The sequence below is a fragment of the Dictyobacter aurantiacus genome (genome assembly GCF_003967515.1).
Taxonomy (GTDB): domain Bacteria; phylum Chloroflexota; class Ktedonobacteria; order Ktedonobacterales; family Ktedonobacteraceae; genus Dictyobacter; species Dictyobacter aurantiacus.
The window spans coordinates 2524422-2541563 of the sequence record NZ_BIFQ01000001.1 but is presented as its reverse complement, the minus strand read 5'-3'; the positions used below and the strand labels follow the sequence as shown (position 1 = coordinate 2541563).

Sequence of the window (17142 nt, the reverse complement as noted above, 5' to 3'; positions counted from 1 at the left end):
CAGAAGTGAGTGAAAGGAGCAAACGATGCCTTACAAAATTCTGTATAGCAATGTCGATGGGGCAGGATCTATGAAAGGAACCTGGGAGAAAGACAAAGAAGCGATCCAGGCTGCGAACGCTCTGCAAGAGCGATCTGATATGAACGGGAATCCCTGGATGTATCAGTATCACGTTGTTGATGAGCAAACCGGACGAACCATGCATCGGACGAAGTCGCGCATTTCATAGCGTGCTAGAGTCGCTCTGATGTTCGATGCCCTTGTAATCAGAGAGTGAGTGAAATGAATAAAACGTATACCGTGTGTCATTTAGACAAGAGCAACAATGAAGGGGTTGCGTCACATCTTCGCGCTTCCTATTCCGTGTCGCTCTCTGGTGGCCTGGCCAGCGCCGTAGCAGCTGAGCGTGTGATCCAGCGTTATGGACGAGATCAGGTACTCCTCTGGTTTGCCGATACGCTTTATGAGGATGAAGATTTGTATCGGTTTCTCCATGACTGTATGCAGCGCTGGCAGGGCATGCTGTACTGGTATACCGACGGTCGCACACCACTGGAGGTGGCAGCTCAAAAAAAGCTGATACCGTGTAACCTGGCTGCCCCATGTAGCTATGAACTCAAGGTGAAGCCCTTCCGTCAGTTTATCCAGGCCATGCCCTCGTTACCGGTGGTTTACATCGGCCTCGATCGCTGGGAAAAGCGCCGCCTGGCCAGCGTCAAACAGTCCTATGCTCAGGCCATCCCATCGGCCGTAGTTGACTATCCACTCCTCTGGGAGCCTGCTGAAGTGCGTCCATTTGTTGATGTGTGCCGCCAGGATTGGGGGATAGAGCCACCGCGCTTATATGCCCTTGGTTTCTCTCATAACAATTGTGGCGGCCGCTGTGTACGTCAAGGCATTCGCGAATGGGTGAGGCTGGGCACGCATTTCCCAGAACGGTATCATGCATGTGAGGAATGGGAACAAGAGCAGCGTGCCCAGGGCGGTGCTCGTGCGTGCCGAAGTTTCTGCGCAGTCCAACGGGACAAGCAGAAATTTCCTCTAACCTTGGTTGATATCCGTACAAACTACTTTGATCATCGCGATCAACTTTTCTAAAGTGCCGTTCTTCGTGTTTTCAGCAGACGCACAGGAATGTTATTCCCTGGTAAGGTTATTCGGATTTATTGCATAGAGTGTTGTGTAGCCACATTGGACACAGACGACGGCTTGAAGTTTAGAACGATGAGTATCTGGAATCACTGGTCGGTCTAATGTTTTTACCCTATTGAGTGCCAATTTCCTGAACCATTTCGGTGAAGTGGTTGGCATACTGTTTAAAACCTCTCTTGCCGTGGGAGGGTTCTTTGGCATCACGCCTACAGTAGATGCACTTAAGAAAGAGGCAAGTATCCGTTGACTACCGCATTCTGGGCAGGGTTTCAATTCGCGTTCTTGCATGAGTAATGCATCCCTTCATTTTTCTGGTTTATCTCATATACATACGTACTTTTTATGTACGTTTCCCCCTTAGAAAAAAGTGTCAACGCTACAAACTTCATCTCATCTGCCCAGATTCTTGGAGCTATTGCCGCCGGTGTCTGGGTGTTCTTCGCGCGAAAGCACATTATCACCAGATCACCAGCATGCCAGGCTGTAAATGCTGTAGGTATCTGTGTGGGAAAGGAGGAATATGACCACCTTGATTGCGGTCTACAACTCTCAGGGATGTGTCGGCAGGTGTGATGCTCGCTGTTATGAAGCCGTCACCCCTATCTGTACCTGTATCTGTGGCGGCCGCAACCATGGAGCAGGTAGAGATAAGAGTATTGAGAATACGAGAGAACTGGCACAGCAATGGATTGCAGCCTATACCCAGGAGCATCAGCTGGGGAAGGTCTCAACAGAGATCCATGAGGAATGCCAGCAACCAACATTATGGAGTAGTGTGACATGAGTAGTGCGCAAGCTGCAGATGAGGCCTTCATGGTGAAGGCCTCCCAGATGTTGCAAGTAGATGGGTTGCCGGGTGTGCTCATTTCCAATCGCCCCTGGCGAGAATTAGCGCTGGAAGCGGTAACTCATCTGCAAACGACACGAGCTCAGATTTATGTACGCCATGGCCAGCTGGTGCGCATCCAGCGCAAAGAGGATGGCTCCCCATTCATTGATGCGCTTACCGATGCCACACTCAAAGGCATCCTGGGCCGGTGCATGAACTTTGTGAAGATGATGGCCAGGGGGCCGGTCCATGTTGCCCCACCTGACAATGTGGTCAAGGACATCTTAACGATGGGTGAGTGGCCGTTTCCCCCCCTGGACAGCATCATTGAGTTCCCCATTTTTCGCCCGGATGGCACGTTGATCGACACCCCTGGGTACGACGCGGTAACCAGGTCGGTGTATGTACCGCTGGCATCGCTGAAGATCCCGCCTGTTCCTGAGCAGCCCACTGAAGAAGATATTATCAATGCTCAGGCGCTCATTGACGAGGCCATTGGTGAGTTCCCGTATGAAAATCAGGCCAGCCATGCCAACGCGATCGGCCTGATGCTCACGCCGCTTATTCGGCAGTCGATCAATGGCCATGTACCCCTGGCCTTGATCGATGCTACGCGACCAGGCACCGGGAAAAGCCTGCTGGCTGAGACGGTCGCACTCATCGCTACCGGCCGTAAAGCGGAGATGATGACTGCACCCTACGATGATGATGAATGGCGCAAGCGCATTGCATCTACGCTGTCAGAAGGCGCCACGATTATCATCATCGATAACGTGAAAGCGAAAATCCAGGCGGCAAGCTTGGATGCGGCCTTGACCTCCTCAACGGTGAAAGAGCGTATCCTGGGACAGAGTAAAAATGGCGTCTATGCCCAGCATGCCACCTGGATGGCCACGGGCAATAACATCCAGATTGGCGGTGATCTGCCGCGGCGCTCTTACTGGATACGTATGGACGCGCACACCGATAAGCCGTGGACGCGCGGCAACTTCAAACACAATCTGTACGAATGGGTTCCTCTGCATCGTGGGGAGCTGATTGCGGCCCTGCTGACACTGGCGCGCGCCTGGTATGCAGCTGGATGCCCAAAGGCAACGGTGCCGCAAATGGGCAGCTTTCAGCCCTGGGCGGATACCATTGGTGGCATTCTGGCGCATTGCTGGATTGACGGCTTTTTGAGCAATCTCAATGAGCTGTATGAGCAGGGCGATGACGATGCGAAGCAATGGGCTGTCTTCCTGCATACCTGGCGCGACTTCTATGGAGATCAACCCGTCCTGGTGTCCACGCTGACCAAGGATATCAAGTCAGGGTCTTTTGATGATGGTGATACAGGGCTTGGTGTGGCAAGCCTCTATAACGCACTACCTGATGAGGTCTCTGATACCAAGAAAGGAGATTTTAAACGCAAGCTAGGAAAAGCGCTCTCTGCCCGTATTGGGACGCAGTTTGACGAGAGTGGCTTGCATTTGATTAAGGCTGGAGCGGATACACGGAGCGGAGCCGTGTACTGGTCCGTTGCAGGTTTGCAGGTTTCGCAGGATGCTATTCCCCAAAAAGAGGAAATTTCTTATATCAATACCCCTTTAGAAGGCCTGGGAGGCGGCTTGAGTGGAGATATTCCTCTCAAAAATGACCTTGACCGTGAGGAAAACAAACCTGCGAAACCTGCAAACCTGCAAGTGTTCCAGGGGCTAGCAGTCGATGAGGCAGGCCAGCCGCTGCAGCATTTCCAGATCGTGATGACGCCACGGGGCGAAGGGTTCATCACGGTAAATCTGCCGCGCTGCGTCAACGTAGCGCTCTATCTCTCTCAAGAGGAGGTGTCTTTTCGCACTGAAGCCGAGATCGCGCAGATCCAGCCGTTGCACCAGGCAGCTGGTCCCGATGAATGGCCGTATAATATTGCCTCGCTCACTGATGAACACATTCTTCAGCTGGGCTACCCATCGCGTGCCGCGCTGGGTTATCCGCCACCGTCTCCACCGCTTGACTCTCTCCAATGAGGTGCCACTATGCCCATGGATCTCAAACGCTATCCAGCGAATTGGAAGAAAGTCTCGCGCACCATTCGCCGGATCGCTGATTGGCGCTGTGAATGGTGTGGTATCCCAAACGGTGCGCCTCTACCCAGCGGCCGCCCTGGGAAGGTGATCTTGACGGTGGCGCATCTAGGAACCCCATATGCTGATGGGCGACCAGGGGACAAACACGATAAGCACGATGTGCGGCGAGAAAATCTCCGAACTCTGTGCCAGGCGTGCCACCTGCGCTATGACCTGGCTGATCACATTGCCCATGCCAGAGCAACCCGCGCTCAGAGAAAGCACGAAAAGGCGCTGACATCTGGGCAATTAACCCTTTTCTAGCCCAATTTTATCCATTCAAAAGACCTCATTTCATATGAAGCCGCCTGTGGAGCGGCTCGCAGGTTTGCAGGTTTCCCGCAGGTTTGAAAAAAGGCAAACCTGCAATGTGAAGCCGCCTGTGGAGCGGCTCGCAGGTTTCGCAGGTTTGTTTTCCACCGGAGCGACAAAAAAATCTACAGGAGTAAAGAGTCTATGCAGCAAGTTCAAAAACCCTCTGTACAGCCTATGCTCATGAACGTTACCCAGGTTGCCCAGGCGTTGGGCGTTAGCCGCGGGACGGTCTACCAAATGATCCTTACGGCCAATCTTCCTGTTGTTCTCTTTGGCCGGAAGAGAATGGTCAGGCCTGATGCTCTAAAAGCCTGGCTTCAAGATCGTGAACAGCAATTATAAATTTTGACCTATCACCGGCCGCGCTGATCTCCAGCGCGGTTTTTTTATATAGAAAGGACAAATACAATGGCTGAGAAGAAAAGTGGTGGACATCGGGGGCATGGCGAAGGATCTATATCTCTGCGTAAAGATGGCAGATATGAGATCCGAGTCACGCTTGAAGATGGCACGAGGAAAAGGGTTTATGCCAAGAACAAGAAGGAGGCGAATGAAAAACTAAGACAGCTGCAGCAGGAGCTGCATCAAGGAACCATTATCAATGGCCCTCAACAGACTTTGGAGCAGTACTTAAAGGAATGGCTGGAGACCCATAAGCAAACTATTCGCCCTCGGAGCTGGGAACGTTATGAGGCTATTGTGCGCCTGCATCTTGTCCCCACATTGGGTAAGCTGACTTTACAGAAGCTTACGCCTCAGCACCTGGACCGGCTCTACAGGCAAAAGTTAGAAAGCGGCTTGAAGCCCAAATCAGTTGCTGCTATCCATGGAATGCTGCATACAGCGTTGGACAAAGCAGTACGGTTAGGCCTGGTCTCAAGGAACGTCTGCAAGATGGTGTCTCCTCCACGGGTGACGCGCAAGGAAATCACGCCGCTATCAGCTGAGCAGGCGCGCAAGTTGTTGGAGGCGGCCAAAGGGCATCCCCAGGAAGTGCTCTTTATCCTGGCTCTCTCAACAGGAATGAGGCGAGGCGAGCTACTGGGGTTAAAGTGGAAAGATGTGGATCTGGTTTCAGGAGTATTAAGGATACGCCAGGCGCTCGTGCGCATGCCCACTGGCCAGGGTTATCAGCTGGCAGAGACGAAAACAGCGAAGAGTCGCCGCAGCCTGGTGCTAACGGCTCCAGCTGTTGAAGCGCTCAAGAAGCACAAAGCTATACAGCAGCAATGGAAAGAAGCAGCTGGTCCCTTCTGGCATGACAATGACTTCGTTTTCTGCAAAGCCATGGGCGAGCATCTAGATCCTGGCTATGATGTCCTGGTGCAACTGAAGATGCTTTTAAAGAAGGCTGGGCTACCAGACATCCGTTTCCACGATCTTCGCCATAGCACCGCCACTCTCCTCTTAGAGCAAGGCACCAATCCCAAGATTGTCCAGGAGATCCTGGGCCACAGTCAAATTAGCATGACGATGGATACCTATTCTCATGTGCTTCCGACCATGCAGATGGATGCTATGAGTAAGCTGGGAGATCTTTTAAATGAGGTAGAGGAATAAAAAGAGTGTTTTGAGATTGCTTATTGGTTCTATCAAGCCATAGTTTCCCTCTAAAGGACGAAGAACCACAAAAATATGATTCTCAGCTGTAAATCTGCTCATTTGATTGGAGGAGTTTCACTTATTCCCCAGGAGTTCCGGTTCCTTTGACGAAGTGATTTATTGCCGCACTGGTTCATAAAATGTGCATATGCCTCTCATTAAGTGAGCAAATTTACATGAAGCGTAGATATATGCCTGATTAGGAATGTACAGATTATGCGTACTTCTATGCTTAAATTAGAGCGCCCTCTCATAATAAGGGAAGAGATGTAGCGGGAACAAGGGACGGCCTGTATTATCTCGAGAATTACCGACATTTCTTAAGTTAATAGCTTGATCTCTTGATTTCCTCCTACGAAGAAAACAGGTGCACGCTCTCTTGTTTAACCATTCGTAAAAAGAAGAGAAAGAAATACCGCCCATGAGAAAATTTCACACGCTGGGCGTGGCACTCTTGTTCTGTGTGCTGGTGTTTTCTGCCAGTATGCTTGTAGGGGTGTTCGCTCATGTTGATTTGGATCACTCTTATTCAACACGGGCTGAGCCGAATCTTTCTAATCAAGCTAATAAAAGTTCGATTCGCTCTCATCAAACTCATGTTAATTCGGATCACTCTGGTCCAGATGCTGATTGGATTTCGGCTTACCCAGACGGTGATCAAATAGGACAGCTCTCACAGAAAAGTGGACCCTTTGCTTGGGACTATCAGAGGTTTGCTGACAAGCACACTATGAGCAAAGTTTTCTATCACGAACAAAGTCATTGTGACAGATGTGATGATTGCAAGCATCCCTGCAAAAAAATTATCATAATAAAAGGGCCTGTTGGGCCAACAGGACCCAGTGGTCCAAGTGGTGCCCCTGGTCCACAAGGCCCTACCGGTTTGCAAGGACCCAGCGGCCCAAGTGGTGCTACAGGTCCGCAAGGTCCTACAGGCCCACAAGGCCCCACGGGTCCACAGGGACCTCAGGGTGACACTGGCCCGCAGGGACCCCAAGGCCCTCAGGGTGTTGAGGGACTCGAAGGCCCACAAGGACCTACTGGCCCGCAAGGCGCCACTGGCCCACAGGGTAATACCGGCCCGACAGGTCCACAAGGACCCCAGGGTGATGTCGGCCCAGTCGGTCCCCCTGGTCCACAAGGCCCCGGCGGTCCAAGTGGTGCTACAGGCCCGCAAGGTCCCACTGGCCCGCAGGGACCCCAAGGCCCACAAGGACCTACTGGCCTGCCAGGCGCCACCGGCCCACAGGGTGATATCGGCCCAGTCGGTCCCACTGGTCCACAGGGTAATACCGGCCCGACAGGTCCACAAGGACCCCAGGGTGATGTCGGCCCAGTCGGTCCCCCTGGTCTACAAGGCCCCGGCGGTCCAAGTGGTGCTACAGGCCCGCAAGGTCCCACTGGCCCGCAGGGACCCCAAGGCCCACAAGGACCTACTGGCCTGCCAGGCGCCACCGGCCCACAGGGTGATATCGGCCCAGTCGGTCCCACTGGTCCACAGGGTAATACCGGCCCGACAGGTCCACAAGGACCCCAGGGTGATGTCGGCCCAGTCGGTCCCACTGGTCCACAAGGCCCCGGCGGCCCAAGTGGTGCTACAGGCCCGCAAGGTCCCACTGGTTTGCAAGGTCCCGCTGGTCCACAAGGCCCCAGCGGCCCAAGTGGTGCTACAGGCCCGCAAGGTCCAAGTGGTCCATCAGGTCCAAGTGGCCCACCGGGATCTCATGGCTCTCGCATTTACGTGGCCAACGGAGATGATAACACTGTTTCGGTTATTGATGGCACGACTAACACAGTAGTAACCACCATTCCTGTTGGGACTTTTCCAGGTATGGTAGGAGTGAATGTTGGTATTAACCGCATTTACGTGGCAAACGACACTAGCAACACAGTTTCAGTTATTGATGGCATAACTAATACGGTGGTCGCTACCGTTCCTGTCGGGTCTAATCCATGGGGAGTAGGGGTGAATGCTAGCACAAACTGTATTTACGTCGCAAATCAAGCCAGTAACACTACCTCAGTTATTGATGGTTTGACCAATACAGTGATCGCCACTATTCCTGTTGGGTCTAACCCAGATGAGGTGGCGGTAAATACTAACACGAACCGCATCTATGTGACAAACCGATTCAGTAACAATGTTTCAGTCATTGATGGCACGACCAATACGGTGATCACCACTATTCCTGTCGGAGTTCAGCCACACGGAGTAGATGTAAATGCTAGTACAAACCGCATTTATGTGGGGAACCAGGTCAATAACAATGTCTCAGTCATTGATGGCACGACCAATACAGTGATCGCCACCGTTCCTGTTGGGTCTTGGCCAGTTGGGGTAGGGGTAAATGTTCGCACAAACCGCATTTACGTGCCAAATCTATTCGATGTCACCATCTCAGTCATTGATGGCACAACTAATACGGTGATCGCCACCGTTCCCATCGGGGCTCGACCAATTGGCATAGGAGCTAATCCTTTAACAAATAGTATTTACGGAGCAAGTAACACTAATAATACAGTCTCAGTCATTGATGGCACAACCAATACGGTGATCGCTACCGTTCCCGTTGGAGCTGGCCCACAGGGGTTAGGGGTCAATCCGTAACAACGGAGCACGCTGAGGTTAAAATTAACCTGACTCTTCATCGCTCATCCTTCATCAGAAGGATGAGCGATGAAGAGTCCTAAATATAAGGGGAAGAATTTATGTTTTGGCGTCAGTTTTGGCGCTAAAAGCCACAATTAGCCAAAAGTAAAACCGCGCCCATCAGCCTCACAGGCTGATGGGCGCGGGTGCCAAAAATGAAAGGGTGCCAAGAGACGGAATCGAACCGTCGACACTAGCATTTTCAGTGCTATGCTCTACCGACTGAGCTATCTTGGCGCGTGGCAATAATATAGCATGTTCTTCGGGTTCCGTCAACCCTTTTTTGACGGCTTTTTCTGAAGCCTGCAATAATTTTTTTTGACGCTTCTCCTGTCCCCAAAAAGCCCATCCTTTAAAATCCTGATGAGTTTGTCCACTTCCTATGATGAGCTTTGTGCTTTACTCTACCCTAAATACTTTTTGCGTATAGATCATGTATTCAATTTATGCGACTTTTTGGTGAATGGTGCTTCTTGATATTCCATTATGTTTATTACTTTTCTCCTATGTTTCATAGCATTTCATAGCATTCCATTTATGGATGCGCTAATATCAATATAACCAGTCAATATTTCTGGATCACTATATTGGTGTCTGGAAATCGTAGCTAAAGGAGATCCATATTTTATGTCGAGAACATCTTGCATTCCGCGGCCTCAGCGCAATCATCAGCTTGTCAGGACTGCCATAAGACAGGTTGCCATGTTAGGAGCTTTTGCTTTTACGTTGTCTGGCGGTGCACTCTTTGCCGATGCTCACAGTGCCTTTGCGGCAACTACCTGTGCCAATGGAGACAAAACGTATATTGTGCATGCGGGCGATACCCTGGATTCTATTGCTAAAGGTCATCAGACGACCTGGCAGGCTTTAAGTGCTCACAATAAATTGGCGAATGCAAATGTTATTTTGGTCAACCAGACGATCTGTATTCCAGTGAAAGCTGGCGTTAAACCAGCCTCCGCGACCATTACCAAACCTGCTGCCCCGGCGGTGAAGGCTGTTTCCCAGGCTGCCCATGGTACGGCTAATATATTTCCGTATGGGCAGTGCACGTGGTGGGCGGATAATCGCTATCATCAGTTGACTGGCATCTACGTTCCCTGGATGACCAATTCGGATGCCTATCTGTGGACCCAGCGGGCTCGCCAGTATCATTGGAATGTTTCTTCGACTCCTCACGTTGGTGATATCATGCAGCTTGATCCTGGAATACAGGGTGCCGGTTCGTATGGGCACGTTGGCGTGGTTGAGAGCATTGATGGTAAGGGACGCTTCACCGCTAGCCAGATGAACTGGAACGGTGTGGGCGTGATGACGAAATCTCAGTTTTCTGTTGGAGCTGGCGTACATTTCATTAGCGCCAGATAATGTTTTTGACTGAGAATGTGCATCGCACCTATGGCCCTCGCCTGCAGCGTGCTTGAGATTTCGTACCTGCGGTGTTCACACATCCTTTTTATGTAGGTGCAGGGGTGCACGGATGCGCATCCCTGCACCTACATAAAAAACTGGCGCGGCCGCGTAGCCATGACGGAAGTCAGATACATTCTAAAGAAAGAGGCCGGATATTTTATCCGGTCTCTTTTTATGTCTATTTTACCTTAAATTTTTATTAAGAAAGTTCTCAACATTCTGCAATCTATATCTCCCTTTTTTCCTATGTTTCAACCTATTTCATGACGATCCGCTGAAATTACACTAATATATAGATCAACATACATTTATTTAGGGTAGCAGGTAACTGGGCCTGTGTCGTTTTGTGAAGAAGAGGAGAAGTCCACTTGTTAGCTCTTAAGAAACATCAGCGTATCTGGACGTATTTGAATCAGCATCGTGCGACGAGTATTATTGCTGCCCATGTAGCGGTAGTGACTGTTATGGGACTGGTCTGGTTGAGCACTGCTTTTGCGCCGGCTTTATTTAGCGCGCTGGCTCAGGCGCCCTGCGCAAAAGGCGATCAGACATATGTGGTGCGCGGTGGTGATACCCTGGGTGGGATAGCTGCTACACATGCTACAACGTGGCAGCGGTTGGCTGCTTATAACCATCTGCCCAATCCCAATCTGATTTTTATAAATCAGCATATTTGCATTCAGGGACATGGAGTTGTCGGTGGAAATCCACCCGTTGTCTCTGTGGGGCTGATGGCTGTGAAAGGGAATGTTAATCCATTTGCCTATGGTCAGTGTACGTGGTGGGCCAGTCAGCGCTACTTTCAACTGCATGGCTTTTATGTGCCCTGGACTACGAACTCTAATGCCTGGCAGTGGCAGAATCGGGCGCTGGAGTTTCACTGGCATGTGTCATCCCAACCAACAGTGGGAGCTATTATGGATTTACAGCCCGGTGTACAGGGCGCCCAGGCATTGGGCCACGTGGGGGTTGTAGAGATGGTGATGAGCAATGGGCATGTGCTGGTCAGTAGTATGAACTGGGGTCCAAACTATTCGCAGGTGACCAACTTCGAGTTCAGGCCCGGTCCTGGCGTTTCCTTTATCTCTGCCTAATGCTGGTCGATACTGGTATGTAAGCACCAGAAACTATAAAAGGTCGGTGCTTTATGAGCGCCCATGCGCACTGACCTTTTATGTGCCCTGCAATCTTTCCATTGTTGCAGAGGTTTCACGTGAAACCTGTTGGGGGGTGGATGCTGGCAGGTTTTTCGCAGGCGTAGCGCTTAGATTGAGGAATGTCGCATTTATTTTGCTCACTTCTAGGTCGTGCTACACTAAAGACAGAGATGTCCCTGATTTCTCTTCTAGTAGGGAAAAACGGCTTTGCGAGGATAATAAAGATAGTGGATCCATCTTGGGGCATCTCTCCTTTATCTCTCCTATTTTTTCTTCCCTTTGCTTTATTTGTAATGGTGTACGTTTGTGCCTTCGGCCCCTGACACTACGCGCCTGCAGCGCTCAACACGCGTTTTTTACAGTGGAACTGTGGAATTAGCAGCCACGCGCCCGGCGCGTGGCTGCTAATTCCACAGTTCCACTGTAATTGCTTTTTTGTAATTGTGTTTTGTGTCCCTGGCACTTGATTCGAGCGCCCGCGGCGCTCGAATCAAGTGCCAGGGACACAAAACCTACCTCTATTTTAACCTCAACCACGGTAGGGGAGCTTGAGAGCTACGCTCGTGTACTAGTACCATCTGACTTATGGGGGATATATTTGCTTCTTTTATGCTTTTGCGCTATTATTAAGACCTGCTATAGGCAGACAGGATAGTCCTCACCTGGGCCATATATGGTATCTACCGCATATCATCTTGTCCTACCAGGTTCCCCAAAGCGTGAGTTGTTTTATCCCACCGCTTGACGAGAAAATCTATTCTGTTATACTTATGCATGAGAACAAATGTTCTAAAAAATCTAGCTAGAAGGAGGAAATCGTAATGGGAACGACTTATACCCGCCAGCAGCCTGCCTATTACGATGTGGATGATCGTGACGATCTCTACGTGACGCGTATGCCCAGTAGCGCCCGTCGCTACAAGCCATACGAGACAATAGATGATCCTCTGGTCCTGCAAAACCAGAACACCTCTTCTATCCAACGTCGTCGTTCGAGTGGCAATACTACTAAAACCAAAGGCGTATATACCACACGGCAGCAAGGCAGTGCTGCTTCCAGTGCTGTTCGTCCATCCAGGACGGTAGATGTTTACCCGGATGATCCTGATCGCGGTCGCAATCGTGGTCGCAACAACGGAAAACCGGGCAAACAGCCACGTCGCTTTGTACCAACTTTGATTGTTGGCATGATCGTTGCCGTGGTACTTCTGTTTGGTCTCACATCACTGGTTTCATGGTGGCAGGGCTTTCAACAAGATATGACCTATGGTTATCCGCGCACCTCACAAATCGATGCGGTCGTCGGTCATAACGATAGCAAGGATCACCCCACCCACTTTATGTTTATTAATCTCCACGGACATATTCAAGTTATAGAGATCCCGGGTGGCGATACTTCGAAAACTCGTATCTTCAACGGCCCTGTTCTTGATGGTTCTGGCCAGGATCTCATTCCCGTCACCGGGAACGTGGTCAACCAGCAGGGAAAAATCAATCTGATTGTCCATGTCGGTAGCCAGGATTTCACCTTCGTCAATGATGGAAAGATGTTCCATCCGCGCTGATTATGTCTGAATAAAAATTTTTATGCTTTATATAGAAATTTATCTATGATTCAGCTTTCTCTTGCGCGAGCAGACGGCGTTTGCGCTCGATGCCCCAGCGGTATCCCCCTGCGGCGCCGTCTTCTCTTACTACACGGTGGCAGGGTATGATTAATGCTACTGGATTGGTAGCACAGGCGTTGGCGACCGCGCGCGCCTTCTTCTTATCTCCTAGACTACTGGCAACCTCGGCGTATGAACGTGTCTCTCCCTGTGGTATGGTGCGCAGAACGTTCCAGACGCGCCACTGAAAGGCGGTGGCCTGGATATCAATGGGTAGATTCAACTGGGACCAGTTGTGTTCCCCCTGCAAATACTGCAGGAGCTCATTGACCCATCCAGTGAGCTGGTTGTTGTCCTGCTGAATCTCGGCGGCGGGATACTCTTTGCGCAGCTGCTGTTCCAGTTCCTCGTCTTGATCTCCCAGGCTGACGGCGCAGACGCCTTTTTCGGTGGCGCCGACCAGCAGACGTCCCAATGGACTATCAACGATGGTGTAGGCGATCTGCATGCCCAGGCCGCCGCGACGATAGGTGCTGGGTGTCATGCCCAGGTGGGTCGGAACGCGCTCGTATAGCCGACTGACCGAACCATAGCCGACGTCATAGAGGGCCGAGGTGATCTCCTCTCCATCGCGTAAGCGGCTCTTGAGCTGTGTGAGCCGCAGCGACTCTACATATTGGCGCGGTGTGATGCCTGTGGCCTGCTTGAAGATGCGCTGCAGGTAAAACGGACTGAGGTGGACCTGCTGGCTGAGCTGTGCCAGCGTCAGGCGCTCCTCCAGATGTCCTTCGATATAAGTACACATGCGTTGAATAATCTCCTCATTGGTTGTGTCCTGGGCTGCCTGACCCTGCGGCCGACAACGCAGGCAGGGACGATAGCCGGCCGCCTCGGCCGCCTGTGTGCCGCTAAAGAACAGCACGTTTGCGCGCAATGGTTTGCGTGATGGGCAGGACGGCTTGCAATAGATGCCCGTGGAGCGTACCCCATAGACGAAGGTGCCGTCCGCGTGATTGTCGCGCTCTATTACCGCCTGCCAGCGTTCTTCCTCTTTCTGTAGTATCGTCTTTGTATCCATGTGTACTCCCGTGTGAGCTGTAGTAAAGGCTCAGAATGGGTCTTACTCCCGTCTCTCTGGGGCATGTGAGCGCCCCCACACGCGCATCCGCTGCGCGGCCGCACTGGTTTTTTGAGTTGGTGCATCGGGTGCGCATCCGCGCACCCGATGCACCAACTCAAAACGGACTCGTGAGTACCGTAGGTGCGGAACCTCAGGCAGGCCGCAGGCGGTCAGCATGAGAGTAAGACGCATTCTCGTAAAATCAGCTTGTTCTAGGAATTTCCCCGTTTCGTATGTTACGATGATAATATAAAATTCCCGTAGAATCTATCTGAATCTTGTTTTTAATATCGCTGGCGTCGTCATATCCTCCTCTTAAGGGGAAAGAAACTGGATGCGAGCATGGATCAGGAAGGAAGAAGGTTTATATGCAGCAGGTATCCCAACCCGATAGCTTGAAATTGGAGATCGATGAGCGCGTGCCGGATCTGGTGGCGATGCGGCGCGATCTCCATGAGCATCCAGAAACGGCGTTTGAGGAGGTGCGTACCTCCGGTATCGTGGAGCAGCGCCTGCGCGCCCTGGGATTTGAGGTGCAGACAGGAATCGCGAAGACTGGCGTGGTGGGCCTCTTGCGCGGCGGTGCCGCGGGTCCCGAGGCCCGGACGCTGGCCATTCGCGCCGATATGGATGCCCTGCCTATCTATGAGCAGACTGACGTTGATTATCGCTCGCAGGTCGATGGCAAGATGCATGCTTGCGGCCACGATGGTCATACCTCCATCGGGCTCACGGTTGCTGATATCTTGAGCCGCCGCCGATCCGAGCTGAAAGGCAACATCAAGTTTATTTTCCAGCCCGCTGAAGAGGTTGTTGGTGGAGCCAAACCCATGGTTGAGGCGGGCGTGATGGATGATGTCGACGGCGTGATCGGTCTGCACCTGATCAGTACCTATAAGGTCGGGCGCGTGGGCGTGCGGGCCGGTACGGTCTTTGCTAGCGCGGATAAGCTGACCCTGACCGTGCATGGCAGGGGCGGCCATGGCGGTATGCCCCATGGCACGGTGGACCCGATCATGATCGCGGCTCAGGTGATTACGGCGTTGCAGACCCTGATCAGCCGCGAGACCTCGCCGTTTAGTCCGGCTGTGATCACCATCGGCACCTTCAATGCCGGGACCGCCTTTAATATCATTCCCGAAAAGGCTGAGCTGGGTGGTACCTTGCGCGCTTTTGCGGAAGAGCATCGCGCCTATCTGACGCGGCGCATTGAGGAGGTCGCCAACGGCGTCGCTACTGCCATGGGTGGCTCCTGCACGGTGAATGTCTTTGATGGTTGTCCACCATGCGTTAACAATGCCGCCATGACACAGATGGTACAGGGGGCAGCGGTCGCCACCGTGGGCCAGGAGTTCGTCGATGTTGGTGAAGAGATCCTGACGACCGGCGCCGACGATATGGCCTACTTCCTGAATGCCGCCCCGGGCTGCTACTTTATCGTGGGCGCCAATAATGACGAGAAAGGCGCGCGCTACCCTCATCATCATCCCCGCTTCAACGTTGATGAGGATGCGCTGCCGATCGCCGTTGAGGTGCTGGTGCGTTCCGCCCTCGATTTTTTCTAATGTTCGCCTGTCTATATATGACTGGAAAGTTGATACGATTCTCGTATGACAGATGTAGTTCGTGATACGCGAGCCATCCAGTGGCCCGCGACCAGTTTCCGTTCGGGGAATCGCGTTCTGGATAGCGCGTTCCGCATCGCTATCGGCGATATCGCCGGTAATATCGTTCCTTTCAAAGATGGTTTATTGGAGCAGCCAGAGCTATCTCTGCTGGCCGGTCTTGATTACAATACCCCCTGGACACGCGATACCGCGATCAATACCTGGAATGGAGCTGGTCTGCTCTTTCCCCAGGTGACCTATAATACGTTGCTGTCGGTCCTCAAACGTGAAGGGGATGCGGTGCGGATCGGCGGCCAGTACTGGGACGCCATCTCCTGGACGCTAGGGGCCTGGTATCAGTATTTATGGACCGGTGATAAAGAGTTTCTGGCTCTGGCCTTTGAGGTGGTACGCAATTCGCTGGCTTACTTTGAGGCCAGCGAGTTTGATTCCCGCTACAATCTTTTTCGCGGTCCGGCCTGCTATGGGGATGGCATAGCGGCCTATGACGACTTCTATGCGCGTACCCGGGGATCGAGCGGGATCCTTGCCTGGGTTAAGAACAATCCCCAACTGGCATCGACGCCAGGCTTCGGCATCCCGATGCACGCGCTCTCAACCAACTGCCTCTACTACGCGGCCTATCGTCTCTTAAGTCCGATGGCCGATGAACTGCAGCGTCCCGTTGATCCGTCCTGGGAGCAGAAGGCGGCGTCCTTGAAGGAGGCTATCCAGATCCATTTCTGGAACGCGGAAAGTGGTAGCTATCTCTACTACGTAGATGAGTTTGGGAAGTGTGAGCACCAGGAGGGGATGGGACATGCCTTTGTGCTCCTGTTCGGCATCGCTGATCCTGAACAGGCGGCCTCAGTTCTGAATCAGCAATATCTGACGGAGCATGGCATCCCCTGTGTCTGGCCGCAGTTTGAGCGTTACAGGGACGCGGAAGGTATGCGTTTTGGTCGCCACTGTGGGGTGGTCTGGCCGCATATTCAGGCTTTCTGGGCTCAGGCGGCGGCTGAGCAAGGTCGCTTTGATCTATTCGAGCATGAATTGCGCAACCTGGCTGGCAAGGCCTATCGCGATAGCCAGTTCGCCGAAATCTATCACCCGATCACCGGCTCCATCTATGGTGGGGTGCAGGAGGGGCAGCATAATGAGGTGATGGGTGAGCAGATCAGCGAATGGAGATCGTGTTCGCGCCAGACCTGGAGCGCCAGCGGCTACCTGCGCATGATCTTTATGGTCCTGCTGGGTATGCGCTTCAGCGTCGAGGGGGTTAGCTTTCAGCCCTTACTCCCCAGCGGTCTTGATCGTGTTGAGCTTCACTATTTGCCATACCGCTCAATGATGCTGGATATTCAGATCCAGGGAACGGGCACCACCATCCAGCAATTCCTGCTCAACGGTGAGCCCATGGATTCTCCCAGCGTACCTGCTACTGTTACCGGCCGTCAGCAGGTCATTATCCACCTGTCCTGATGTTTCTATCGTTCGGAGGCTTGAGCGGCCCCGCACTCGCGTCCGCTGCGCGGCCGCCCAGTTTTTAAGGAGTTGGTGCAACACAGGAGGTGCATTCGCACCT

The 17142-nt window shown here is 52.3% G+C and carries 15 protein-coding genes and 1 tRNA gene; 13 read left to right on the top strand and 3 right to left on the bottom strand.

Annotated features, from left to right (window positions below):
* Positions 1–25 precede the first annotated feature (25 nt).
* The 7 genes from KTT_RS10280 to KTT_RS10250 all read left to right on the top strand — a co-directional run bounded on the left by KTT_RS10280 (position 26) and on the right by KTT_RS10250 (position 5961).
* Entirely contained in the window at positions 26–229 is a 204-nt protein-coding gene (locus KTT_RS10280) for a hypothetical protein (protein ID WP_126595886.1), read from the top strand.
* Positions 230–282: 53 nt separating this feature from the next.
* Positions 283–1098: a hypothetical protein gene (locus KTT_RS10275; protein ID WP_126595885.1), complete on the top strand. Its 816-nt coding sequence runs from the start codon at positions 283–285 to the stop codon at positions 1096–1098.
* A gap of 574 nt (positions 1099–1672) precedes the next feature.
* A complete protein-coding gene (locus KTT_RS10270) occupies positions 1673–1936 on the top strand; it encodes a hypothetical protein (protein ID WP_126595884.1) in 264 nt (87 codons plus the stop codon).
* Positions 1933–3987, top strand: coding sequence for a hypothetical protein (locus tag KTT_RS10265; protein WP_174844785.1), 2055 nt, complete (start codon positions 1933–1935; stop codon positions 3985–3987). The genes KTT_RS10270 and KTT_RS10265 overlap by 4 nt, the downstream gene beginning before the upstream one ends.
* 9 nt (positions 3988–3996) lie before the next feature.
* A complete protein-coding gene (locus KTT_RS10260; RefSeq protein WP_126595883.1) occupies positions 3997–4350 on the top strand; it encodes an HNH endonuclease in 354 nt (117 codons plus the stop codon).
* A 192-nt stretch (positions 4351–4542) separates the two neighbouring features.
* Positions 4543–4743 carry a helix-turn-helix domain-containing protein gene (locus KTT_RS10255; protein WP_126595882.1) on the top strand — a complete coding sequence of 67 codons (201 nt, stop codon included), beginning with the start codon at positions 4543–4545 and terminating at the stop codon, positions 4741–4743.
* A 66-nt stretch (positions 4744–4809) separates the two neighbouring features.
* Complete coding sequence (locus KTT_RS10250; protein ID WP_126595881.1) at positions 4810–5961, top strand: site-specific integrase; 1152 nt, start codon at positions 4810–4812, stop codon at positions 5959–5961.
* Positions 5962–7354: 1393 nt separating this feature from the next.
* Here KTT_RS10250 and KTT_RS37520 read toward each other — a convergent pair.
* Positions 7355–7630 carry a hypothetical protein gene (locus KTT_RS37520; RefSeq protein WP_218030866.1) on the bottom strand — a complete coding sequence of 92 codons (276 nt, stop codon included), beginning with the start codon at positions 7628–7630 and terminating at the stop codon, positions 7355–7357.
* Here KTT_RS37520 and KTT_RS36690 point away from each other — a divergent pair.
* Positions 7625–8611, top strand: coding sequence for a YVTN family beta-propeller repeat protein (locus KTT_RS36690; protein ID WP_307720642.1), 987 nt, complete (start codon positions 7625–7627; stop codon positions 8609–8611). The two genes, KTT_RS37520 and KTT_RS36690, sit on opposite strands and share 6 nt — an antisense overlap.
* A gap of 206 nt (positions 8612–8817) precedes the next feature.
* Here KTT_RS36690 and KTT_RS10240 read toward each other — a convergent pair.
* Positions 8818–8890, bottom strand: a tRNA-Phe gene (locus KTT_RS10240).
* A gap of 390 nt (positions 8891–9280) precedes the next feature.
* On the opposite strand from KTT_RS10240, the gene KTT_RS10235 reads away from it, so the two are divergent.
* The 3 genes from KTT_RS10235 to KTT_RS10225 all read left to right on the top strand — a co-directional run bounded on the left by KTT_RS10235 (position 9281) and on the right by KTT_RS10225 (position 12788).
* Positions 9281–10021, top strand: a complete 741-nt coding sequence (locus KTT_RS10235) for a CHAP domain-containing protein (RefSeq protein ID WP_126595879.1) — start codon at positions 9281–9283, stop codon at positions 10019–10021.
* A 413-nt stretch (positions 10022–10434) separates the two neighbouring features.
* Positions 10435–11160, top strand: coding sequence for a COG3942 and LysM peptidoglycan-binding domain-containing protein (locus tag KTT_RS10230; RefSeq protein WP_126595878.1), 726 nt, complete (start codon positions 10435–10437; stop codon positions 11158–11160).
* A gap of 884 nt (positions 11161–12044) precedes the next feature.
* Positions 12045–12788: a hypothetical protein gene (locus tag KTT_RS10225; RefSeq protein ID WP_126595877.1), complete on the top strand. Its 744-nt coding sequence runs from the start codon at positions 12045–12047 to the stop codon at positions 12786–12788.
* 43 nt (positions 12789–12831) lie between these two features.
* Here KTT_RS10225 and ada read toward each other — a convergent pair whose 3' ends face one another.
* Complete coding sequence (gene ada / locus KTT_RS10220) at positions 12832–13908, bottom strand: bifunctional DNA-binding transcriptional regulator/O6-methylguanine-DNA methyltransferase Ada (protein WP_126595876.1); 1077 nt, start codon at positions 13906–13908, stop codon at positions 12832–12834.
* A gap of 410 nt (positions 13909–14318) precedes the next feature.
* On the opposite strand from ada, the gene KTT_RS10215 reads away from it, so the two are divergent.
* Together KTT_RS10215 and KTT_RS10210 are read left to right on the top strand one after the other, a co-directional pair.
* Positions 14319–15515 (top strand): M20 metallopeptidase family protein, encoded by a 1197-nt coding sequence (locus tag KTT_RS10215; RefSeq protein ID WP_126595875.1) that lies wholly within the window; start codon positions 14319–14321, stop codon positions 15513–15515.
* A gap of 45 nt (positions 15516–15560) precedes the next feature.
* Entirely contained in the window at positions 15561–17039 is a 1479-nt protein-coding gene (locus KTT_RS10210; protein WP_126595874.1) for an amylo-alpha-1,6-glucosidase, read from the top strand.
* Positions 17040–17142: the final 103 nt, after the last annotated feature.